Annotated in this window: 21 protein-coding genes and 1 pseudogene; 9 read left to right on the top strand and 13 right to left on the bottom strand. The window is 35.7% G+C overall.

The annotated features are described in order from the left end of the window. Positions 1-9: 9 nt before the first annotated feature. From GQR44_RS08605 to GQR44_RS08610, 3 genes and pseudogenes are all read left to right on the top strand, one after another. Complete coding sequence (locus tag GQR44_RS08605) at positions 10-645, top strand: DsbA family oxidoreductase (protein ID WP_166371294.1); 636 nt, start codon at positions 10-12, stop codon at positions 643-645. Positions 646-1,165: 520 nt separating this feature from the next. Next, positions 1,166-1,285 (top strand): annotated as a pseudogene (locus GQR44_RS19780) (IS982 family transposase); the annotation flags it as partial. Between the two features lie 173 nt (positions 1,286-1,458). Continuing rightward, complete coding sequence (locus tag GQR44_RS08610) at positions 1,459-1,839, top strand: hypothetical protein (RefSeq protein ID WP_166371296.1); 381 nt, start codon at positions 1,459-1,461, stop codon at positions 1,837-1,839. 222 nt (positions 1,840-2,061) lie between these two features. On the opposite strand, the gene GQR44_RS08615 is transcribed toward GQR44_RS08610, so the two are convergent. After that, positions 2,062-2,385: a hypothetical protein gene (locus GQR44_RS08615; protein ID WP_166371298.1), complete on the bottom strand. Its 324-nt coding sequence runs from the start codon at positions 2,383-2,385 to the stop codon at positions 2,062-2,064. Positions 2,386-2,661: 276 nt separating this feature from the next. Here GQR44_RS08615 and GQR44_RS08620 point away from each other — a divergent pair, with 276 nt between their 5' ends. Next, positions 2,662-3,249 (top strand): uracil-DNA glycosylase family protein, encoded by a 588-nt coding sequence (locus tag GQR44_RS08620; protein WP_166371300.1) that lies wholly within the window; start codon positions 2,662-2,664, stop codon positions 3,247-3,249. Between the two features lie 405 nt (positions 3,250-3,654). Then, positions 3,655-5,064: an amidohydrolase gene (locus GQR44_RS08625; protein WP_166371302.1), complete on the top strand. Its 1,410-nt coding sequence runs from the start codon at positions 3,655-3,657 to the stop codon at positions 5,062-5,064. Positions 5,065-5,370: 306 nt separating this feature from the next. On the opposite strand, the gene GQR44_RS08630 is transcribed toward GQR44_RS08625, so the two are convergent. Then, complete coding sequence (locus GQR44_RS08630) at positions 5,371-6,195, bottom strand: Cof-type HAD-IIB family hydrolase (RefSeq protein ID WP_166371304.1); 825 nt, start codon at positions 6,193-6,195, stop codon at positions 5,371-5,373. Positions 6,196-6,682: 487 nt separating this feature from the next. Here GQR44_RS08630 and GQR44_RS08635 point away from each other — a divergent pair, with 487 nt between their 5' ends. Together GQR44_RS08635 and GQR44_RS08640 are read left to right on the top strand one after the other, a co-directional pair. Then, positions 6,683-7,447 carry a glycoside hydrolase family protein gene (locus tag GQR44_RS08635; RefSeq protein WP_205963011.1) on the top strand — a complete coding sequence of 255 codons (765 nt, stop codon included), beginning with the start codon at positions 6,683-6,685 and terminating at the stop codon, positions 7,445-7,447. After that, positions 7,441-7,902, top strand: a complete 462-nt coding sequence (locus GQR44_RS08640; protein ID WP_166371306.1) for a lysozyme inhibitor LprI family protein — start codon at positions 7,441-7,443, stop codon at positions 7,900-7,902. Before GQR44_RS08635 ends, GQR44_RS08640 begins: the two co-directional genes overlap by 7 nt. Before the next feature lie 204 nt (positions 7,903-8,106). Here the strand turns inward: GQR44_RS08640 and cdd are convergent, their stop codons facing one another. From cdd to torS, 10 genes are all read right to left on the bottom strand, one after another. Continuing rightward, positions 8,107-8,994 carry a cytidine deaminase gene (gene cdd, locus GQR44_RS08645; RefSeq protein ID WP_166371308.1) on the bottom strand — a complete coding sequence of 296 codons (888 nt, stop codon included), beginning with the start codon at positions 8,992-8,994 and terminating at the stop codon, positions 8,107-8,109. Between the two features lie 27 nt (positions 8,995-9,021). Continuing rightward, positions 9,022-9,552 (bottom strand): DUF1097 domain-containing protein, encoded by a 531-nt coding sequence (locus GQR44_RS08650; protein ID WP_166371310.1) that lies wholly within the window; start codon positions 9,550-9,552, stop codon positions 9,022-9,024. Positions 9,553-9,871: 319 nt separating this feature from the next. Further along, positions 9,872-11,203, bottom strand: a complete 1,332-nt coding sequence (deoA, locus tag GQR44_RS08655; RefSeq protein WP_166371312.1) for a thymidine phosphorylase — start codon at positions 11,201-11,203, stop codon at positions 9,872-9,874. A 91-nt stretch (positions 11,204-11,294) separates the two neighbouring features. Next, positions 11,295-12,071 (bottom strand): deoxyribose-phosphate aldolase, encoded by a 777-nt coding sequence (gene deoC, locus GQR44_RS08660; protein WP_166371314.1) that lies wholly within the window; start codon positions 12,069-12,071, stop codon positions 11,295-11,297. 356 nt (positions 12,072-12,427) lie between these two features. Next, complete coding sequence (locus GQR44_RS08665) at positions 12,428-13,366, bottom strand: LysR family transcriptional regulator (RefSeq protein WP_166371316.1); 939 nt, start codon at positions 13,364-13,366, stop codon at positions 12,428-12,430. A 161-nt stretch (positions 13,367-13,527) separates the two neighbouring features. Further along, positions 13,528-14,541, bottom strand: a complete 1,014-nt coding sequence (locus GQR44_RS08670) for a substrate-binding domain-containing protein (protein WP_166371318.1) — start codon at positions 14,539-14,541, stop codon at positions 13,528-13,530. 395 nt (positions 14,542-14,936) lie between these two features. After that, complete coding sequence (locus tag GQR44_RS08675) at positions 14,937-15,911, bottom strand: ABC transporter permease (protein WP_166371320.1); 975 nt, start codon at positions 15,909-15,911, stop codon at positions 14,937-14,939. 14 nt (positions 15,912-15,925) lie between these two features. Continuing rightward, positions 15,926-17,416, bottom strand: a complete 1,491-nt coding sequence (locus GQR44_RS08680) for a sugar ABC transporter ATP-binding protein (RefSeq protein ID WP_166371322.1) — start codon at positions 17,414-17,416, stop codon at positions 15,926-15,928. Between the two features lie 129 nt (positions 17,417-17,545). After that, complete coding sequence (locus GQR44_RS08685; RefSeq protein WP_166371324.1) at positions 17,546-18,493, bottom strand: substrate-binding domain-containing protein; 948 nt, start codon at positions 18,491-18,493, stop codon at positions 17,546-17,548. A 675-nt stretch (positions 18,494-19,168) separates the two neighbouring features. Continuing rightward, on the bottom strand, positions 19,169-22,105 hold the full coding sequence (torS, locus tag GQR44_RS08690; RefSeq protein ID WP_166371326.1) for a TMAO reductase system sensor histidine kinase/response regulator TorS: 2,937 nt from the start codon (positions 22,103-22,105) through the stop codon (positions 19,169-19,171). 46 nt (positions 22,106-22,151) lie between these two features. Here torS and torT point away from each other — a divergent pair, with 46 nt between their 5' ends. Next, positions 22,152-23,171, top strand: coding sequence for a TMAO reductase system periplasmic protein TorT (gene torT, locus GQR44_RS08695; RefSeq protein WP_240923601.1), 1,020 nt, complete (start codon positions 22,152-22,154; stop codon positions 23,169-23,171). Positions 23,172-23,231: 60 nt separating this feature from the next. On the opposite strand, the gene torR is transcribed toward torT, so the two are convergent. Next, positions 23,232-23,948: a two-component system response regulator TorR gene (torR, locus tag GQR44_RS08700; RefSeq protein ID WP_240923602.1), complete on the bottom strand. Its 717-nt coding sequence runs from the start codon at positions 23,946-23,948 to the stop codon at positions 23,232-23,234. Between the two features lie 481 nt (positions 23,949-24,429). Between torR and torE the strand changes: the two genes are divergently transcribed. Then, positions 24,430-24,603, top strand: a complete 174-nt coding sequence (gene torE / locus GQR44_RS08705; protein WP_166371330.1) for a trimethylamine N-oxide reductase system protein TorE — start codon at positions 24,430-24,432, stop codon at positions 24,601-24,603. Positions 24,604-24,629 lie beyond the last annotated feature (26 nt).

The raw sequence follows: 24,629 nt of genomic DNA on the forward strand, positions 1-24,629 counted from the left end.
AAAAATACGATGAAAATTGAAATGTGGGCAGATTATACCTGTCCTTACTGTTACATGGGACAAGCCAGCCTTGATCAAGCGCTTGACGGACTTGCATTGAATGAAGAGATAGAAATTGTACATAAGAGTTTTCAGCTGGAGCCAAATGAAGCTTGTCACGCTGGCGAAGATCTCAATGATCTTGTGGCAAAAAGATACGGTAAATCATACGAATGGGGCAAAGCCCATAACGAACAACACACTCAAATGGCCGCTGGTTTTGGTTTACAGTTGAACCTGGCTGCTCAAACTATCAATAATACTATTCTTGCACATCAGGCCACTAAATTTGCTGATGCAGAAGGTAAAAAAGAGCTGATGATTGAGCGTATATATCAAGCTACCTTTGAAGAAGGCAAGGATATCGGCGATAAACAAACGTTATTAGATCTTGCTGGAGAGATTGGTTTGGATGCGTATAAACTCGCCAAAGCATTTGAAGAAAAAACATACCTCAATGCGGCTCATTCAGACATTACAGAGGCGATGACAAAAGGGATAAACGGTATTCCATTTTATCTGATCAATGGCAATATGCCAGTGTACGGTTTACACAAGGTAGATGCATTAAAAGCAATTCTACAGCAAGCGAGTGAACAATCTTAACCTTCAAGAATATGAGGGAATTAATAAAACCAGAACTCTGGCAATTAGGTATTAATCTTCAGTCGTACTGCGGCAGTACGACTGACGAACAAAGATTGAGGATCCATTTCAATAAAATAGAATAATAAAACAAATCCCTTCGGCTGTTTCCTACCTCCTTTCGTATTAGAAAGAGCATTACTGTTTATTATTGAGCGTTTTCATGCATTGTCATTTAAGAACCGTAAAATATAGCTTGATCTAAATTTTTACCAAAATCAATTAGGTTCAGATAGTTGAGATGGATAATTCAGCTATCCAACTGTATTTTGCTATATTCCAATCTATATGAGGTGACGCTCGGTAATTCCCGAAATCGAGTATTATTCTAGTCATTTATTTTTACTTCTGTAAGTCGAAATTTGGGCATATTCTTCTTAGCATTTTTAGCTTAGTTTTGGCCATATCACGAGATAATAATGTTGTTAATGTATTTCAAAGTAGTGGTTGAAATGAATTAGCCACCCATAACAAAAAGTTCAATGACCAGCTTAAAAATATTTCTCAAATTGAGCTCTGTAGGCATAGAAATTTAAATGGTTTAATGCTCAATTTGATATCAAGTTTAGTCGATTATTGTTTAAAAAAGCTAAAAAGCTAAAAAGATATTAGATTATTAAGCCTAGTAAATACTTTTATAACTATTGAATTTAATCAATAATTTTTGAAAATTCAATAATCTATTTGAATTTCAAGTAAATATAAAATACTGTGTTTTTATAAATAAAATTCGGGCTGAGAATGAATAAATTCTACAGCCTCGTTAGGGGACTTATGCATATCGATCATTTTAATATCAGTGCACCAGCAAAAATACTGACAGAAGATAAAAAATTTCTGTGTGAAGTTTTTGATTTAGTTGAAGGGTGGAGACCTAAATTATCCCAAAATGGCTACTGGTTATATTATAAAGATAAAGTACTCATTCATTTGATTGAAAGTAATGAGCATTATAGAAATGAAAAACAAGGTTACTTAGATCATATTGCCTTTCGACTCAGTGGTCTTAATAAACTAATAAAAACTTTAAAAATACTTTCAACGGAATACTCTATTAAATATTCTGCTGAGAGAGATATGACCCAAGTTTTTTTCAAAACACCATCTGGTGTTGGCTTAGAGGCTATTTTTTTAAAAGAGAATATAGATGAATAGCACCCTGAAAATAGGGGGAGATGTCTCACAGCCGACACATTATCAGAGTGTTGCACTAGGACGAGAGCTCGACTTATGACAGTAAATAGTGGAATTGATTTTAGGAAGTTATGGTGGTTGTTTCATAAAACTAAGTAGGCTTAAAATAAGCTATTCTAATACTTCGTTATAAAACACCCATCATTAAGACAGGTGCTTGCTGGAGTACGTATCAAAACGCAGTTATACAGGAAGAGTCTGTTTGTCGAGATCATATCTAACTGAAGGGCGTTCATGCTCGCTAGCGCCTTGCTCCCCATCAACTGCTTCCAATTGAATGTAGTTATAATTAGCCGTGAAATTTAAAGACACATCTGTTCCTCCTGGAACAACCGTCAAAACATGTTTAACTTTAAAGGTTGCTTCATCAGCACCTAGTACGTAAACCTTTATAGAACCGCCACTATCACTATGATGTAAATTCAGATTAATATCTCTACCTTGATTTATATCTGAAATAGCTATTGTTTTGGTTATTTGACCACTGTAAAGTTGACCTTGAATCATTTTGTTTTCCTCATTATTGTAGATTATTACATTTAATAAATTTGTTATATGTACATAATGCTTCATCACATAACGTTTTATTTATAATCCCAATTTAGATCACCACAATTCATAAATTTAATTCACAAAAAAGACGCAATCATAATCACTAAGCAGCATATCATTTATAAAAAATAAATGTAAAAATAAGGTCAATTATATTTTATTAATAGATCTGTAGTGATTAATAACCATCTAATCGAATAAATTACAGTTATTAAACAAATCTAGGAAACTATGAAAACAAGGTCTTTCAATCAATTATTAACAGAGGTTCGTTCTTGCAAAATTTGTGAACCTATTTTAAAAGACGGTGTTCGCCCTGTTTTGCAAGTTAATAAGCACGCAAAAATTCTTATAGCAGGGCAAGCGCCTGGCTCAAAGGTTCATGCAACAGGTATTCCATTTGATGACCCGAGTGGGGATCGTTTAAGAGAATGGATGGGGATTGATAAAGAAACTTTTTATAACTCACAAAAAATTGCAATATTACCTATGGCGTTTTGTTACCCAGGAAAAGGGAAATCAGGTGATCTACCTCCACCACCAATATGTGCGAAGACATGGCGCAATCAATTATTGGAAGCGATGCCTGAGATTCAACTTACGCTTGTCATCGGGCAATATGCTTTGACATGGCATTTAAAAAATAGAGGAAAAAACCTTACTGAAACAGTCAGAAACTGGGCTGCTTATGGGGAACATGTTATGCCTCTTCCACACCCAAGTCCGCGCAATAATATCTGGTTAAAAAAGAATCCATGGTTTGAAGCAGATGTTTTGACTGTGCTAAAAAGTAGAGTAGATAAAATACTGTTATCATAAATTTTTAATGGTTTGTTTGGTGTTGAGAAAGTTATTTCCTATTTAAAGCTATTATATTTTTCTTATTATGCGAATCTAGGGCTGATTAGATACTGGTAACTTAATTAAACATTGCTAAACCTCTACCTAAGCTGGGGGTGTGTAGGTTTGACAGTAACTACTGTGTTGTATCTTCTTTGCTCGTTCTAAAGAAAAGGGGAAATAACTTATGCCTGACTATAATAACTACTATCAAAAGCTACCAATAGAAATTGCTCCCTCAAGTGTCTTGTATTTACATTAAATAAATAGCTAATCTACTGCTTTTATTTTAATATTTGATTATAAATCAACTGCGTTCTATTCATATTAGTTACATCTTGCTTTACCGCATCGGCACTTTATTTTTCAAAAAAGGGATCTCCTATGGGTTTTAAAAAAAATTTAATCGCAGCTGCATTAACGACGACATCTTTATTCTCTACTTCAGCTTTTGCAGTAGAAAATATTGACATACTGATCACCGATGCAACTGTACTGACTATGAATGCAGAAAAAACTATTTATGAATCAGGCACTGTTGCCATTAAAGATAATAAAATTATTGCTGTCGGCGATAAAAATTTAGCAGAACAATACCAAGCAGATAAAATAATGAATGTTGCTGGCGACATCGTTATGCCAGGGCTTATTAATACGCATACACATGTTTCAATGACCGTCTTCCGTTCACTTGCCGATGATGTGCCAGATCGCTTACACCGTTATATCTTCCCGCTCGAATCAAAACTGGTTTCTCGTGATATGGTCCGTATCGGAGCTAACTTGGGTAACGTAGAGATGCTAAAGGGCGGTGTAACTACTTATGCAGATATGTACTATTTTGAAGATGAAGTGGCAAAAACCGTTGATAAAATCGGTATGCGTGCAGTATTAGGAGAAACAGTCATAAAATTCCCTGTGGCGGATGCAAAAAATGCACAGGAAGGCATTGCTTATGCGCTTAAATTTATCGACGAATATAAAGATCATCCTCGTATCACACCTGCATTTGCACCACATGCTCCTTACACTAATACAACAGAAGTATTGCAACAAGTTGCAAAATTATCCGAAGAAAAAGGTGTGCCAGTATTGATTCATTTAGCAGAATCAGCACGCGAAGAAGAGAAAATTGCAGAAATCAGCGGAGGTAAAAGTCCTGTTCAATATATGCATGATATCGGAGCATTAAATAGTCAGCTTGTTGGTGCACATATGATCTTAGTTGACGACGAAGATATCGCTTTGGTTAAAGCAAGCGATATGGGCGTTGCACATAACATGAGTGCAAATATAAAATCAGCAAAAGGTGTCTCACCGGCACTCAAAATGTATGATCAAGGAGTTCGCATTGGCTTAGGAACTGATGGGCCAATGTCAGGTAACAACTTAAGTACCATTGCAGAATTTGGACAAGTAGCAAAAGTACACAAGTTAGTTAATCACGATCGCGCTGCAATGCCGCCAGTGAAAGTGATTGATATGTCCACCATGGGGGCGGCCAGAGCATTACATATGGAAGATAAGATAGGATCATTAGAAGTAGGCAAACTTGCTGATATCATTGTTATCGATACTAAAGCGGTGAATATGGTTCCCATGTACAACCCATATTCAGCTTTAGTCTACTCTGCTTATCCGACCAATGTCCGTCATGCTATCGTTGACGGAAAATTACTCATGGAAGATAAAAAGATTTTGACAGTAGATGAAGATAAAATTCGTGAAGAAGCATTGAAATTTACCGATATTGTTAGAAAAACTATTATCGAAAGTGGGGAAATTGTGCAATAAAAAGTGAGAAATAACGGGCTAAATTATCCAGTTTGCCCGTTCTATTTATCTAGAACAGAGGCATACCTGTAGTTTTACTATCCAATTCCTCTTGTGATTTACGATCAAACCATGACACCTCAACTTTTAATCATTTTAGTTTATAAGCCCAAGGACTCATTTCTAGCTTAAAAGTGCTTAGTGATGAGCAAAAAGTACAATCTAATAAAACGCTAGGTATATGTGCAATGGATTAGTTTTACAGCCAAACATTAATTTAGGAACAGTAAAGCTTAAAGAGCCACATAATGGTATTTTACCGAAATTTTAATCAATCGGATCTGATAAATCGACAAGATCAAGATGATTTCTGATTACTTTCATTACACCATGCTCAAGATTACTCGGCGCACTAAAACGGGCATATGTTTTTACTTTTTCATGTGCATTTTCTACTGCATAAGAATGAAAGCTTGCTTGTAACATTTCGATATCGTTAAAGTAATCACCAAAACTCATTGTTTGTTCGAAACTAAATTTTAATTTGTCTTGTAAATATTTGATGGCATCGCCTTTTGAAGCATTTATATTCATCACATCAAGCCAAATCTTGGCGCTTACCACTACTTTGTGGTCGACATCGAATTTTGCATTAATTGACGGATATACAAATTCTTGCGAGCCATCAAAATGGCAAATAGCCACCTTAATAAACTCATCTTCAACTTCGAGTAAATCTTTTACATAATCACAACGATGGTAGTATTTTTTTATTTCTTCGAGTGCTTTAGGTGCTTGTGTTTCAATGTATGCGGACTTTTTACCACATAAGACAATATGTGCCCCTTCAATTAATCGAGCCTCTTTGATAATACGATGAATTGATTCTATATCAATAGTACAACTGTAGAGTTCTTCGCCTTGATGCATGACTAAGGTGCCATTTTCCGCGATAAACATGATACGGTCTTTAACCGCAGAAAAGGTTTGTAATAAGCTATAATATTGGCGCCCAGAAGCAGCTGCAAACATAATATCTCTTTGTTCTAATTGTTGGAATACATCAAAAAAATCAGGCGGTAAACGACCATCTTTATCTAACAAAGTGCCATCCATATCGGTAGCAATGAATTTAATATTATGTTGTGCCATTGATGAATGCTCGCATATTTTGTAAGGGATTGATAATAGAATGATTATATGATTTTTAGTTATGCTTTAGCAAATGGATAAAAACCATGTGACTATTATTAAAAGAAACAATTTAGAAAGTGACGTTTCATGCTCTGTTAAAAATCATCTAGATCGCGTTTTTGGTCTCATCCTAAATAAAGTATTACTTCTTGGTTTGATTTTTAGCCAGCTATTGTACTGAATAATAAATTCCTTTTAAAAACGCCCATCACTCAATTTATTCAATCGATGATAGAAAAGAGAATAACTAGTTGAGCATCAATTAAATATGAATTAATGTGGTTAAATGTTGAGCAATAAAAAGGCCGTTAGTTTAACTTTTGAAATAGTTAGATGTTTATGGGTTACTCATTATCATTACAATGATAACCACCGTTCCAGAAATTTATTCTTTTTGTCCTTCTCATTATTAAGAAGGGCGCTCCATAAAGGAAGGAGAATTACCATGAAAATAATAACTGCATCAGTGGGAGATAAAGGCGAAAATAACGTTGAAGACGTTAAAATAGTACAAGGCTTGCTCAATCAACATAAGTTAGCTGCCTTTGCAAAGCCTTTGAAAATAGATGGGCAATCAGGGCCTTTTACGATTAAACGAATAAACGCTTTCCAAGAAGTAATGATGAATATGCTTCAACCAGACGGTTTGGTCGAAGTTAATGGTGAAACCTTGAAGCGTTTGCAGGTAACTAAAGAAATAGTTACATCGAGTAGTTCGTTATTTTTTGGTGATAAAGGAATCAACCTTTTGAAAGAGATCGAAGGGTTGGCGATAACTCCCTATGACGATCAAACTGGCAAAGCTATTAAGGTTTGGGTAGAAGGTGCAACGATTGGTTATGGTCATTTGATAGCTAAATCAGATTGGTCTAAATACCAAGCCGGTTTGAACGAGGATCAAGCGATTAGATTATTACAAGCAGATCTCAATCCTTTTATTAACACAGTAAAAAGTAAAGTGAGGGGTGATGTGATGCAACATGAATTCGATGCAATGGTAATATTCGCTTTTAATATCGGTCAAGCAGGTTTCTCTCAGTCATCTGTGTTAAAAATGATCAATGATCCTGAAGTTATTACTTCTTATCCTACGCTGGAAAAAGCTTGGAAAGCTTGGAATAAATCACAAGGTAAAGTTAACCGTGGTTTAGAAAATAGAAGACAGGCTGAGTGGAATATCTATCAGAAAGGAGTTTATGAAAAATGGTAAAAAGTTGGCTTAATTATGCCTGTCAGTTTGTTCTTAGTTGTTTGCTATCTATTAGCGTTATTTTTGCAGCGTCTGCAATTGACAACCCTGATGCTGCAGATCTGATTGGCGAATTTGAAAAACGAGAAGTTGTTTATGTGATAGCAATCGATGACCCCAACAATAACAGCAGAGAGTATTTAGTTGCCTATGATAACTATCTACTATTTTTAGACAAAGAATTGAATAACGCTTTTACAAGTATTAAGTCGAAATTACCCAAGGCAAGGTATTCAGATTTGATAGCCGCGCAGCGATTCTGGTTAAAGTACCGTGATGCAGAATTTGAGTTAATTAAAAGTACTTGGACTCGTGACGATTTTGGCACTTCAGCGGGAATATCTCGTGGTGATTATCGAACGCGGATAGTTAAAGATCGTATTATTCAGTTGTTACATTATGCAAAAAGTCTTTAACGGCGAATTATACAAATAGTCTTCAACGTTGAATTATTTTAAAAGCATTTAGCGTTAGACTATGACACTAGCTTCTAATACCAAAATATATTGCTACTTGAGATGTTTAGCTTTATTTAAATGATTAAAACAAAAAAAAGCTCACAGCACGTATTTCTGGACCCTGTAAATAATGCTGTGTTTTTTATTTAACTGCTCATCGTTTTAAATAGCGAGATAATTAAGCTGAATACCAAGTTCCAAGGTATCTAAAACAGATTGTGTCGTTGATTTATGACTTATTTTACCGACTTCAAGTTCGACCAATACTACGGCTGAAATTTGTGCAAAGTCTTTGCCCGCTAAAAGTATTTGTATTAACGCAACTTGAAGTGGTGGCAAACTTGGATTAAAAGCTGCATTTTCAGCATAAGCACCTATATAGATTGATTGATCATCAAGCTGAACAGCGATGCCACAGTAGTTTTCTGAATAGGGTGCATGACTGAGATTTAAAGCAGCAACGGCATTAGTGAGCAATAAATCATCATCAGAAATGGCATATTTTTGTGGTTTATCTTCCATTAACAAGGTCGTTATATTGAGATCTTTAGGACCAAATGATTCTGGTAGATATTCTTGTAACGTTTTTGCCTGTCGATTTGGCAGTTGTACCATCATTTTATCCGCACTACTTAGTTCATTCATAAACTGTCGGCAATGTCCGCAGGGACTGTAGTTTATGGTGATATCTTGTATGCCTTTTTCTCCTTTCATCCAAGCATGGGAAATGGCAGATTGTTCAGCATGTACCGCTTGTGCCAATGGTGACCCTGGTAGTTCAATATTAGCCCCAAAGTATAATATTCCTGAAAGGCCGCGTGCAATCGCTCCGACACAGAAATTGGAGATAGGAGAATAGGAGTAACTTGCAGCAAGTGGAAGCAGTGCAATACGTAACTCACTGTCGCTTAATGCTGTTAAAGTCATTAACTCATTAAATTGGGCTACTGAAATAGTGGCAGAAAAGTTTTTATCTTCAACGATAGGTTTTAAGTAATCGGCTAAAATTATAGGTAGTTCATTTAATGCGTTTACTAACAATTTATTCATTATTTTATTCCCATTATTTAATTTCTATTATTTTATTCCTAGGCTTTCTGAACAACTGGCTTCTGATCTAATGCTTTCTGAATGTAGGGATTTTTTATCGCTTGAGCGACGCTCGCTCCATTTATGCAATTGTTCTCCGGTATAAGTCATCAGAAAGCCAACAATAGCACCAACAAATAAGGCAATAATCGTAACCATCCATTCTCCATTGGCAGAAAAAATGGCGGCGGCACCGATGAATGTGCCAGGGATAAATTTAAGCACATTAAATTTAGCTTGAAAACACATAGCAAAGGCGAAGATAGCCGTTGTAGCATACGAAGCAAAATCAGCTGCAAGGTAAGTGGAGAGAAGAATAATTAAAATTGCCCAGATTGCACCACTGAAATTAGTCAACCAGACTTGAACCAATCCTTTCATGCCTTTATCAGTAGAAGCGAAATAACTGGTTGCCCCTAAGAAAACTAACCAACTTGCAATATCAAAAAAATTAGTAAACCAAACTAACAAGCCGGATAAAATGCCCGTGCTGATTGACAATGCTAACAGTAAACTCATTGAATATTCCTAACCTTTGTAAATTAAAATGGTATAAAAAACATGAAAAGAAAGCACATGCTTTGAGTAAAACATGTGCTTATCTTTATAGAAAAGAGAGGTAATAATTGATTGGTTGCGTTACATAACCCTTTGTTAAACGTTAACCGATATTAGGCAGCACTTTTGTTCAATGCTATCTGATAATAAACTAACAAACGAATAGATTAATTATCATACTCAAAGGCGAACCCATTTTTTTTTACATTAAGCTATGAGCATCAAATACTGCTTCAATAACTCTTACTCTCGTTTCTTGTGCCTTTTTATAGGCTTTGCTTTAAATATCTTCCGCGCGGATTTGTCCGTAAACATTTGGTGTTGGTTGATAAGCTTGGTCGCCTACTTTAATAGCCTGAAGTAGTGCTGTTGCAGCTTCTTGCCATTGTTCTTCACTGCGTGCATGAATCACAGCGAGTGGTTTTTGATCGTTTGCAGTTTCACCTAAACAAATAAAGTTATCAAAACCAACTGCATAGTCAATTGTATCGGTAGAAACGCGACGCCCACCACCCATACTTACTACGGCCATACCAATTGCTCTGGTATCCATCGCCGAAACAATGCCACTTTTTTCTGCGTAAACAGGTTTGCTAATTTGTGCTTTTTCTAGGTATTTGTCGTAGTGTTCAACAAAGTCTTTAGGTCCACCTAAACCGGCAACCATCTTACTGAAACAAGCAGCGGCAGTGCCATTGTCGAGTACGGTTTGCAACTGTTGATGTGCTTGTTCACTGTCTTTGGCTAATTTACCCAATACTAGCATTTCTGCACAAAGTGCCATGGTGATTTCATAGAGGCGAGGGTTACGGTATTCACCGGTTAAGAATTGGACCGCTTCACGTACTTCGAGTGCATTACCTGCTGACGAGGCTAATACCTGATTCATATCAGTTAAAATAGCCGTTGTGTTTGTGCCAGCACCATTTGCTACAGCAACAATAGATTTAGCCAGTTCTTCAGATGCTTGATAGGTTGGCATAAATGCGCCGGAACCTACTTTTACATCCATCACTAATGAATCCAGACCAGCTGCTAGTTTTTTAGATAAAATAGAGGCCGTGATCAAACTAATATTATCTACCGTTGCAGTGATATCTCGAATGGCGTAAACACGTTTATCGGCTGGTGCAAGGTTGCCAGTTTGGCCAATTATCGCCACACCTGCTTGTTTGGTTACTTCACCAAAAACATCATTACTTGGAGTAATGTTGTAACCAGGAATTGATTCTAATTTATCTAGTGTGCCACCTGTATGTCCAAGGCCACGGCCCGAAATCATTGGTACAAAACCGCCACAAGCTGCAACCATAGGACCTAACATAAGCGAGGTAACATCACCAACGCCGCCCGTTGAATGTTTATCAACAATAGGGCCACCAAAATTCATGTGATCCCAATTCATAACCATACCTGAATCACGCATTGCACAGGTAAGGGCAATTCGCTCTGACATATCCATTTCATTAAAGAAAATAGTCATAGCAAATGCACCAATTTGGCTTTCTGAAATAGTATCGTCTGCAACACCTTGAATGAAAAAATTGATTTCTTCAGTGCTTAGCATTTGTCCATCACGTTTTTTACGGATAATTTCTTGAGGTAAAAACATTAATCTCTCCATACTCTTTAACGAGTTTTAATTAATTATTTGTCTGCCCCTCTGTAATAAATAGAAGGGCTAGCTGTATCGAAAACGAGCCCTAGTATGCTGTTGCATCGGCTGTTTGATTCGTCACTTCTAATGTATTCAATAAATTAGTCAGTAGGCTTGATGCACCAAAACGGTAATGCATGTTATCGGCCCATTGCTTACCTAAAATTTCATCTGCCATTGCTAGGTATTGCGCTGCATCTTGTGCTGTTTTTACGCCACCTGCCGGCTTGAAACCAACGCGCTGAGCAACACCCATATCGCGGATCACTTTAAGCATAATTTCAGCTGATTCTGGTGTGGCATTAACTGCAACTTTACCAGTAGAGGTTTTGATGAAATTTGCACCAGCTTCAATGCTTAACTCTGACGCACGCTTAATTAATGCTTCAGTTTTAAGTTCTCCAGTTTCAATGATCACTTTAAGTAAAGTGTCACCACATGCTGCTTTACATTGTTTTACTAACTCATAACCAACATTTTCATTAGCGGCGATCAGCGCGCGGTATGGAAAAACCACATCAACTTCATCGGCTCCATAAGCAATCGCAGCTTTAGTTTCTGCAACTGCTATCTCAATATCATCGTTGCCGTGTGGAAAATTAGTCACGGTTGCGATACGCACTTCAGGCGTACCTTGTTCAAGTAGGGTTTTCTTAGCAATAGGAATAAAACGAGGATAAATACAAATTGCAGCAGTATTACCAACGGCCGTTTTAGCATTATGACAAAGCTCGATTACTTTTTGATCAGTATCATCGTCATTTAATGTAGTTAAATCCATTAGCTTAAGTGCACGTAAAGCAGCTTTTTTAATATCAGACATAGGGGGGGCTCCAGTTTTATCGTAAGTTGAAAGAAGTTTATGTGTTTGAGATTACATCTAATAAAAGCATTGATATATACGATATAGGCAAAGCACTTTTTACGTATGGAAAAAGTGAGGGGTTGATTAAAGTCCTTGAAGGTTTTTTAACAGTTAGGTTATGCAGTAAAGTTATACAACTAGACTATACAACTAGACTATACAAGTAATTTTATAAAATTAGGTTTATACAAATTGGATATAAAAGACATAACAGAGCATAGACGAAGCTCTGTTATTAGGAGGTATTTTAAGCGAACCGTCATAATAAAAAACACTGGCGGTCAAAAATTAAAAGATAGGTATATTTAGTACGGTTAGATGTTCTTAACCCAAGGAGCTAATGCAAGATCCCAATAGGGTGGCGTACCAATATGCTCCTTCAAAAACGTGATCACTGCATTGAGTCTTTTTGGAAGGTGCTTTTTTCGTGGGTAGACGGCATAAACCGGCATATCTAAATTAGCTTTCCAATCTGGCAGGAGTTGGATAAGTTTGCCTGTTTCAAATTCATTAGATAATAAATAGGTCGCAATATAGCCAATGCCGTGGTCTCCGATAACTGCGTCTCTTACCGCTTCAGAAAGGTTGACACGATAGTTGCCCGTCACATGGTTACAGCACAATTGCTCACCTTTACTAAATGGCCAATAACTATAGTCACGGGTATTACTATGATAAGTAACGCAGTTATGATGCAATAAATCATCTGGGTGAATAGGTTTCGGGTTTCTTTCTAGGTATCCCGGTGAAGCGGCAAGCACAAAATTACCATCAGCGACTCTTTGGGCTATATAACCCTCATTAATATCTGCATGGGTTGTTATCCATAAATGAATACCTTCATTTAGCATGTCGATCTTTTGATCTGAGAAAGTGATGTCAAAATTGATCTCTGGATACTGTTTTTGCATTTTATCTAATACTGGAATGACGTGCAGTGCGCCAAAACTTCGTGATAGTGCCAAACGGATGGTGCCTGACATTTGTTCCGTTGCATCCATCATTGCGGCTTCTGCATTTTGAATATTGGCATAGAGTTGAGCACAATGTTCAGCAAACTCAATACCAGCATCGGTTAAGGTTAAATTGCGCGTGGTTCTTTGCACAAGTTGCACATTGAGTTCTGACTCTAATTGAGTTAATTGTTTACTAACATAGGAAATTGATACATCCAATCGTTCAGCCGCTTTAGTAAAGCTGCCACTCATTTTCAATATATGTAATAAATACATTTGATTAGCACGGTTTTTCATTTCAATTTCCAAGTTTTAAAAAAGCATCTTACAAAGATAGTAAAAGCAATGCCAGTAAAAGAGCCGAATGGTAGATAAGTGAAGTGAATAATTTAAATTAACCTGTTATTGATCAATATCTATTGTTATGTGGCTAGTTAGGGGCCGAATAATGGCCGTCATCAAATCGATTTATTTAGATTTTTAACGCTATCTCTTATTATTAAACTTGGTTCAAGTTTGATGACGATAGACTCAGCGCGTTGTTTATTAATTTTTTCTAGTAACGTATCGACAGCTTTTGCACCTAACCTAAATTTAGGTTGATGAATGGTTGTCAGAGAAGGGGTGAAAAATTTAGCCATTTTAATGCCATCATAGCCAATGATAGAGAGGTCTTCTGGTATGCTTATTCCTTGTTTATGGGCTGCATTAATAACCCCCATTGCCATCATGTCATTACCAATAAAAAGTGCGGAGGGCAGTGGGCCTTTTTCAAATAACTTATTAAATGCTTGAAAACCACCTTCAGCTTCAAATTCATCTTCTATGATCCATTCTTTGTTGACAGCAATATGAGCTTCTATCATTGCTTGCTTAAACCCTTGCAACCTTAAGTGAGCTGTATTTTTTTCTAATGGACCTGTAATACAACCTATTTTTGTATGCCCACAGTCTATTAGGTATTTAGTCGCCATGCTTCCTCCGAGAAAAGAGTGATCTTGGATTTGATCTAGTGAAGGATCAGCTGGCCCCCAGTCCATAACTATCGAAGGAACTGGTTTATGATGTTGAAGCAGATCAATATGACGACCATCTACTTCTGCACACATAAGCAGTAAACCATCAACACGCTTTTGCATTAACATGTCTACGTTATGCTGCATTCTCTCTAGAGAACCCTCAGTGTGGCATAAAATAAGGTTATAATTCTGTTCATAACAACGACGTTCCACACCTTTAATTACTTCAGCAAAAAAAGGATTCGTAGAGGTTGTTATTAACATCCCTAGTGTTTTTGTCTTATTGATTTTAAGCCCGCGAGCAAGTGCTGATGGCGTATATCGAAGATCTTCAATAGCTGATTGAACTCTCATAATAACGGGCTCACTGACAAAGTGTGTTTTATTAATAACATGGCTGACTGTAGATGTAGATACACCAGCTAATTTTGCTACATCCTTCATAGTGGTCATAAGAAGCCTTCTTAAATTTAAAAACTCACCAATTTTTTGTGATGAGGTCAGGGGGAGGGTAACAAATAAGTATTCTTAAACTAACGATAATAATGTTGGGGTATCTTGATTTATTTTCTATTATTATTTCAAAATTTATATAAACCATTGTAAGTAAGATACAGCTAATCAAGTTGATTGATAAAAAATATAAACTCATAAAACGAATATGCGATCTATTATACCAACTCAACGTAATAAATTTTTATTTATTACGTAACCCTTTGTATATTTTTGCTTTTAACCTTATGTATAGAATATGTTTAGCGTACTACTGTACTATTTTTTTACTTAAAGAATTACAGGTAAAAGTGACTCGCTGAGTCACTTTGCATCCTAGTAAGCTGCTTTATATATTATTCTGTTAATTTGGCTTCCAGACGACTTCTATATGTATCTAAAATAACTGCAAGAATAATCACAACACCGGTAATTATTTGTCGTGTAAAGTCACCTAAACCAATTAATAACAGACCATTTCCCAGTACTCCCATGATACAAGCGCCTAAAAAGGTACCTAACATCGAACCTTTACCACCAAATAATGATGTCCCCCCAATCACTACCGCTGCAATCGCATTAAGTTCAAATCCAACACCTAAAATTGGGTTTGCTATATTCAATCGCAACATATACATAACTGCTGCCAGGCCTGTAGCACCGCCGCAGATAGCAAATGCAATAATTTTATAGAATTTAGGATTGTGGCCAGATAGACGTACGCTTTCTTCATTATTGCCAATAGCATAAATCATACGGCCGTATACCGTTTTTTTTAACACTACAATACCAATTATCACAATAACAACAGCAACAATAAAAATAACAGGAATATGAAAAATAGTCTGCGCACCAAAAGCATTAAAGCTCATCGGGAATCCAAATATCGTGCGTGCATCAGCGACTTCTAGCGCGGTTCCTCTCGCAATATTCAACATGCCTAGGGTCACTATAAATGAGTGAATCCTCCACTTCTCGCAAATTGCTCCTGAAATTGCACCACATAAAGTACCGCAGATGACACTCCCTAGTACTGCGAATAATATAGCCATGTCACTAGGAAGCCCGAATTCAGTCATTATTTTAGCACCAACAACCGCACTTAGTGCTAATACACTACCTACACTTAAGTCGATACCTCCAAGTAAAATGACAAATGTCATGCCTGCTGCGATGATCGTATTGATACTAATTTGTTGTAAAATATTAGAAATATTACTGACAGTTAGAAACTTATCGTGGCTCAATGCGAATAGAACAACTAACAGAACAAGAGCCAGACCAATACCTGCTTCTTTCAATAGCGATCTTGTTATTGATTTTGTATTCATTAAGTAACCTCTCTCTATAAATAATTTTTATATGCTAATGAAAGAATATTTTGTGGATCGAAATCTGCTCTTGCTACTTGTCCACTTACCGAACCATTGCTCATTACCATTATTCGGTGGCTGATCCCAATAACTTCATTGACGTCGGATGAAACAACAATAATCGCTTTTCCTTGTCGCGCTAACTCCCACAATAATAAATAGATTTCATATTTAGCACCTACGTCGATACCTCTAGTCGGCTCATCTAGTAAAATAATATCGGCTTTTGTGGCTAACCATTTTCCGAGAATAACTTTTTGTTGATTTCCACCTGATAGGAAACGAACAAACTGTTCGCTAGAACTAGACTTAATTGACAATTCTTTCCTGTAGGATTCACTACTTGAAAGCTCATCTTTTTTGTTTATAAAGCCATATTTTTGATGTTGGTTTAATGTGGATAGAGTAATATTTTTGCTAATTTCAAAATCAAGAATTAACCCTTGGTCTTTACGGTTTTCGGTAATAAAGCTAATGCCTGCTTTAACCGCTTGTTTTGGATTCTTGATATGGACATTTTGATTATTGATGGCAATTTCACCTGATGACAATCTATCAGCACCAAAGATTGCGCGTAATAATTCAGTTCGACCTGAACCTACTAAACCTGCAATCCCTAAAATTTCTCCTCGTCTGAGTTTAAAGCTGACATCTTTGACTATCGGTGTTGAAAGATGTTTAACTTCCATCATTACATCAGAGGGTTTTACGTCATCGAAAAATGGATATTCGTTTTCCATTTCTCGACCAACCATACAATGTACAATTTCATTATTATCTACCTCTGAGATAGGGCAGTTTTTTATAACAGCTCCATTACGTAAAATACTGATATTATCGCCAATCTCTTTCAGTTCATTTAAACGGTGAGAGATATAAATAATAGTAACGCCTTGATCTTTTAATTGGATGATTATTTGAAAAAGGCGCTCTATTTCTTTTGGAGTTAGCGTGGCTGTAGGTTCGTCCAAAATGAGCATGGTTGCTTTTCTAGAGATTGATTTTGCAATTTCAACCAACTGCATATGCGCTATACCCAACTGAGATACAATGGTTTCAGCTGAAATATCCAATCCCAGTTTTTCTAATATTTTCTGCGTCTGAGAATATAATTTTTTAAAATCGACAAAACCGCATTTTTTTCTAGGTAGATCATCAAAAAATATATTTTCAGCAACACTCATTTGAGGTAATAAATTAAACTCTTGGTATACAACTCTTATACCTTTTTCAATACTCTCGCGAGATGTCTTAGGTTGGTAGGGGAGATCTTCAAAATACATTGAACCACTGGTGGGTGTATAGGCACCACATAGCATTTTTATAAGCGTACTCTTTCCCGCGCCATTTTCTCCTACTAATACGTGGCATTTACCTTGTTCAAAGGAAATATTTATATCCTTCAAAACAACAACACCAGAAAATGATTTACACAGGTTTTCGGTACGTAATAGTATTGGCATAATGAAGGATCTCCAATTTTTTGATGGAAACAACCTCAACTCTGGAATATTAAAGTGATTAAATATTAAAACAGGCTTACTTTAAATTATGTATCCATTGTCCATCATTGAGGTTAACTACTAAAATGACTATTCAGGCATTTCATTTTGAACATCTTTGCTTGTCACTAATCTAACGGGAGTTTTCACCCAACCCGTTAAATTTTCACCACTATAAATTTTCATACCTGCTTTTACTGCGTTAACAGCTAAGTCTTTTCCAAAGAAATCCTCACTGGCTAATACTTTGCCATCTTTCATTAATTGTTTAACAGGGGCAATGAAATCAAAACCTACAACTTTAATTTCTCCAGTTTTTCCTGCAGCTTCGATTGCTTTTACTACACCTAACACCATAGAGTCATTTGCAGACATAACCCCTTGAATATTAGGGTAGCGAGTTAAAAGGTTGGTCATTAAAGTGTTAGCTTCTTCTGTTTCCCAATGTGCAGTACGCGAGGCAAGTAAATTTAGGTTATTATCATTAACCGCTTTTATATATCCTTCTTTACGTTCAATTGCATTTTCGGCGCCTGGGTTACCCTCAATAATGACTACATTGGCATTTTTAGGTAAGTTTTTTGCTAGATAATCGCCTGCTTCAAACGCGCCTAATTTATTATCAGGGCCTACGAAAAGGAAATCCTCTGGTAATCCCATTTGTTGAGCTGCTTTTTTATCAAGTCGAACATCAAAATTGACGACGACAATACCTGCATTCATAGCTCGTTTAATGGAAGGGATTAAGGCGACTGAATTAGCAGGCGCGACAGCAATTACATCACATTGTTTGGTGATATAACCTTCAATGGCATTAATTTGAGTATCGATATCACTTTCATTTTTTAAACCCACGGCTTCAAATGTGAATTTATCTTGGTTCTCTTTTGCATAATCTCTCACTCCTATTTCAACCGTTCTCCAAAATTCATTGGCAAGTGATTTCATAACAACACACACATGCGGCTTTTCAGCTGCTTGTACACTAAATGGTAAACCTAGCGCGATTAATATTGCACCTAGCACTTTAATTTTCATATTTATCTCCTAGTGGGCCATATAAAAAATATTGTTTTTTTATTATATTGAAACGTTTATATAAACGTTTCGATGACAATGAACTTACGCTCTATTTATTTTTAGTTCATTAAATTATCACGAAAACCATAGGGTTAATCACATAAAATATTTGATTTTACATTTTACTTTTAAATTTTTTTTAGATATTTATTAATGTTAGGTTTGATAGTTTGTAGTTTAACTAAGATAAAATATTATGTTGAATCAGTGTTTTTATAACAGGGAATACATTAATTTGCTTATAAAACAAAGGTTTATTGTTTATTCTGATGGGGGTGTAACTTTCATTATTTAATTTTTAAATTGAAATTATTGTTTAACGGATATTAATTGTTGCTCCTCATCATAATCTATTGAGTTTTTCAATGGAGAGTAAACAATAAAAGGAAAGTGCAATTGCTACTTTGATGTGAAATAAATATCATTAAACTTATTTTGGTGCTCAGCTTCGAAGTTTAGTTTGTCATTTAGCTAATAATTTATGTTTATGTAGCTGCAAATATTATTAGAAGCCTATTAAGTCTCAAATTATCCTTTTATGAGTTTTTATATTTACTTACTGAATTTTTATGCTTGAATTCAAGTAATAGTTTGCTTTTTTTGAATCATAAATTAACAACGGATATAAATATTTCACTTATACGTCAAGCATTCTTTAATAAATCGCTCCAACTCTACACAGGATCTTTCCATCAATTCATCTAATAGCTGTAATTGCTCTGCTTGTAGTGGTTTATTCTGACAATAAGATTCTAATGTCTCACATATATGATGTAATTTAATGAGTCCCAATGAAATCGCAGCACCTTTTAATTTATGTAACTTTTGTTGCTGGTGTTCGGCAGGTAACTGATGAAAATCGTTATATTCACTGTTAACCTGTTGGTAAAATAGCTCAGCCAATTGAATTATTTTTTCACGGCCTAGGTAGTGAATATCTTCTTGTAATGTATTGCTATTAAAGAGTGGTTTATCATCATTACTGTTTAAAGAAGTATTATTATTTTCATTGCCGATATTAGTTAAAGATAAAGTTTTATCGTGCTCACTATTTTCCATGACTTTATGTAGTGTGGGCTTAAGTTTTTTCATTTGCATAGGTTTCGCAATAAACCCATCAAAACCTGATTCAATGTAGGTGGCAATATCTTCAGTAAATACATGGGCGGAAACCGCAATGGTTTTAAAGGGAATGTCTTTTTCTTGTGCGATGCTTTTTAGTCGTTTTGAAAGTGTTACGCCATCAATATCAGGTAAATTGATGTCTAATAATGCTAAATGATAATCTCCACTATGCATTTGCTTTAATGCTTCTGATCCAGTTGTTGCGCTAGATACCTGATGGCCAAGTTTACTCATTAAAGCACAGGCTACATCAAGGTTAATTGCATTATCTTCTACTATTAACACGTTATATTTTTGCGATGGGAGATGTAATGAAGTCGAGTTGAGACTCTGTAATAGGCTGTTCATCATTGGCCCTTTATCTAACTCTATTTTGAAAGAGAAACAACTGCCTTTACGCTCTTCGCTTATTATTGATAACTCTCCCTGCATCGCTGCGACTAAACGTTGGCATATAGCTAAACCTAAGCCAGTGCCGGTTGCTGTTTGCATATTTTCTATTTGAGTAAACGCTTGAAATACAGCGGCTTGTTTATTTTTGGCGATACCACATCCTGTGTCTGTTACTGAGAATGTAATTTCTGATGATTCAGCGCTTTCATTACCCTTTGATGATATTGCTAAAAGGATACTACCTTGCTGCGTATATTTAATGGCGTTACTCATTAAATTTATGAGTATTTGTCGTAATTTACCTAGGTCTGCATAGTACTGGATGTTGCTATCAAAATTAATATCAAAATCCAATGATAATGATTTTTTCATGGCTCTTGCTTGCATTAACTCAATCACATCTTGTCCCAGTTTTACTAAATCTATGGCACGAAGAGAGAGCTCAATATGGCCCGCTTCTATTTTAGAATAATCAAGAATATCATTAAGAATTTCCAGTAAACTTTCACCAGAATAAAGTATGGTTTGAACATATTTTTGTTGTTGTGCTGTAAGAGTTGTGTCTGCTAATAATTCCAGAGTGCCAATCATACCGCTCATTGGGGTACGTATTTCATGGCTCATACTGGCTAAAAAAACAGACTTTGCTCGATTTGCTTGCTCGGCTTGCTGTTTAGCGACTGCGTGTGCTTTAGATTCTTCATTTAATTTATTATTGGTGAGGAGTAGTTCATTGGTTCGAACGCGGATAAGTTGTTCAAGGTTATCTTTATGTAAGCGTAGCTCTTTCTCTATTTGTTGTTGTTTAAATTCAAGAGCTTGTTTTTTAATGGCTTGTTCACGGAACACATCCAAGGCATAAGCCATATGCTTAAACTCTTGATCCTTCGAGGGTTCAACGGTTATTTCAAGATTACCAGCAGCCAACTTTTCAATGGCATCAGTGTGCTTTCTTAATTTAAAGATAATGCCTTGATAAACAACTCTCCACATCACCAATATAATTACAATGAGAGATAACAACGCGCTTATTAAAAAAATATTCTTTGACCAATATACTAAATGTTTATGCTGGGAACTGGTTTGTTTAGCTAACTCACCTTGTTGTTGGACTAAGTTTAATATCTCTTGATTCAAATGTTTGAGCTGATTAGAAATATGATAGTGGAGTTTATTCTGTTCATTATTGAGGTGAATGAAACGTTGTTGTTGCAGGATAAAGTTATCAAACTGTGTCATTTTACTTAACGCTGCTTGCGCTAAATTAAGTCGGTAGGGGTCTGATATCTTTTCTACGAGAGCCATGATAAATGATAAATGTATATTTTTTTGTTTAATAAGCTTATTTAATGGTTGATATTCCGATGTGGTTTTTATTAGATTGGCTATTTGTTCGAGTTCTAAAGAGTGGCGCTCTAAGGCGGACATTTTATCGAGTAAATCTAGATCTTCTTCAATGATTAAATCGATTTCTTGTTGTGCTTGTGACAGTTTGTTTTTTTGTTCTATCAAATCATAAAGTCCTGACAGATGGACTATCGCAAAGGTACTTGCGTTCGCTACTTGTGAACGAGATAAAGTGGCAATATCATGAACGGAGGCTTTTACTGTATTGAAGTTTTGGTTCAAGTGTTGGGTATTGTCAATCTTGTCTTGTGCAAATTTATCGAGCAGAACTATATTGTCACTAATTTCATTTTTAAGAGCTTGTAACTGTATCAACTTTTTATTATTGATCTGAAGTGATTCAAGTTCGATAAATTCGTTTTCAATGGATAAATTAAGTTGCTCAAGTTGTTGACTATAAAGTTGACGTTGCTCTTCATCGACGGTGTTTTTTAATAAAGTCGCAGTATGGGTGATCTGTAAACTAATATTGGCTAACTCACGAGCACTAGATAGTATGGGCAAGGTTTGTTGTGTTATGGTATTACCCGTATTTGCAATAAGGGTAAGGCCATTCCAAGCCACTACACTGATAAAAAGTAATAAGCCCGCTACAAAACTAAAAGCAAATAGCAGTTTGTTACCTATGCTGTGTCTAAAGTGCACGCTTGCGTCCTTATACGATGACTAATTAATTAAGATTGAGTTGATTTTGAAAATACTACCCGTTCTGCTAACAACAATGTTTACTGTTTTATTTTATTTTTCACCTTTTATTCATGCTGAGCAACAGATAGCGAATGAAGATGATAACACGCAGAGTCAATTTAAAGTTTGTACTATCTATCCGCATCTCAAAGACTCTTATTGGTTAAGTATTAATTTTGGCATGACCGAGCAAGCAAAACAAAGAGGAATTCGATTAAAAGTACTTGAAGCGGGTGGTTATGGAAATATAGAGGTGCAATTAAAACAAATTGAACAATGTATTACTTGGAAAGCTGATGCTATTCTGATTGGCTCTGTTAATTTTGATCGCTTAAATGAACGTATTGAACAGGTAAATAAGCAGATACCTGTATTTTCACTGGTGAATGAAATTGCCACTAAAAAAATTACAGGTTCTACTGGCGTAGCTTGGTATCAAATGGGGTATCAATTAGGTCAATATTTGGCTGAATATCATCAACAGCACAATCCACAAAAAATAGGACAGCTAGCCTGGTTTCCTGGGCCTAATAATGCTGGTGGTAGTCCAAACTTAACGGCTGGATTAGAAGATGCATTAACAAATAGCAATGTCAAAATTGCCACTATTCAAGCAGGACTTAACGACAAAATAATTCAATTTACTTTATTAAAAAACACATTAATTAATTATCCCAATATTGACTATTTAGCTGGCAGTGCAGTAATGGCTGAAATCGCGGTCAGTGAAGTTGCTCAGTTGCCTGAAAATAAACGACCTAAAATTCTAAGTCATTATTTCAGCCATGGCGTTTACAGAGGTATTAAGCGTAAAAAAATATTAATGGCAAACTCAGATCAAATGGTTTTACAAGGCCAAATGGCGATTAATCAAGTGGCTGATTTTTTACAAACAGGTCATTTTAACGCGCAGCAAGCACCAAATATTATTTATATTGATCAACATAATATTAACGAGTTTGATGCTGATTTGTCTTTATCGCCAAGTCATTTTAAACCTGTTTATGAAGTGGGTATTGAATAGCGTTATAGTCATTAATCACTCTAACTTTCGGGGCTTTTTGACCATCATTATAAACTGTACTTATGAAACAAAAAAATAACCTTCGCCATGCACAGTAATGAAAATTTGCGGGTCTTTAGCGTTGTTTTCAATTTTATTTCGAAGCCTACGAACGAGCACATCAATGGTCCTATCATTTGGTGTCTCAACGCGGTGATCAATAAGGTTAAGTAGCCGTTCACGCGTCATTACTCGGCTTGGGTTGGCAACAAAAGCCACTAACATATCGTATTCAGCTTTGGTTAATTTTATTGGAATATTATTTTTAAGTAACTTACGCTTACCAATATCAAAACTACATTCCCCGAACCGAAACAGTTCATCATCAGACTCAACACTGCTTTCTGGTAATGTTTCTTGTTGTTTCGTTAAGGATATTCTCCACAAAACATTTTTGACTCTAGCCAACAGTTCTCTTAATTCAAATGGTTTTGTCACATAATCATCTGCACCCATTTCTAAACCAATAATCTTATCAATTGAATCACAGCGACCGGTCACTAATATGATCCCGATAGTAGATTGACTACGTAAACAGCGAGTTATCATTAAGCCATCTTCACCTGGTAGATTAATATCCAACATAACGAGATCAATGTGGTGTTTTTCGAGTATTTCATTCATTTGAGTTTTATTTTCAGCTTCACTAACTTGGTAGCCGGAGTGTTGAAAATACCCAACTAATTTTGCGCGTGTTATTGCTTCATCTTCAACGACTAAAATGTGCTTATTATACAAGCCATACTCCATCTAAATTTTTTATTGAGCTGAATATTAATCATATGTTTAGCTAACATATGCCTTAACAAGTATTAATGAACAGCACATTGGTTGCTGTAGGACACATCATGGGCCGTTCATTAATGATGGTTATGATAATGCATGCAGTAAAAATGATGCTGATTAATATCAATAATGTTAGCTAATGTTATTTAAAACTATCTAAAGTTATCTAAAAGCATCTAGAAAATATTAACTTTAAGTGATTTGCTTTTCACTCTTGATTGAGTGTAAATGTTTTTTGATATAAGGATTGAATGCTTATTATCCTAATAAAATACAACTTACTCTACTCTTCACCACTCGACTCATTTCATTTCTGTTCATATTTTTTCACATTCTTAAATAAGTTGTCTTTTTTACCGCCAATGTCATTCACATCTTCTCTTTACACTAGTGCAATAGAGATAATTTTTTAATTAATGAAAGGTGTTTCACTATGACAACGAAACAGATAGAAAAATCAGATAGTAAAAAAGGCAAACACGAGGAACTAAAAGCACTCGGTTTTATCATTGTTTTTTTATTTCCAATATTAAGTATTTTCGCTATCGGGGGCTATGGTCTGATTATTTGGTTAATTCAAATATTTGGCGGCGTAGTTCCTCATTAATTTGCGATAAGAAATAACATATAAGG

Origin of the sequence: Psychromonas sp. SA13A, assembly GCF_011378715.1 — a bacterium.
In the GTDB taxonomy this organism is placed as follows: domain Bacteria; phylum Pseudomonadota; class Gammaproteobacteria; order Enterobacterales; family Psychromonadaceae; genus Psychromonas.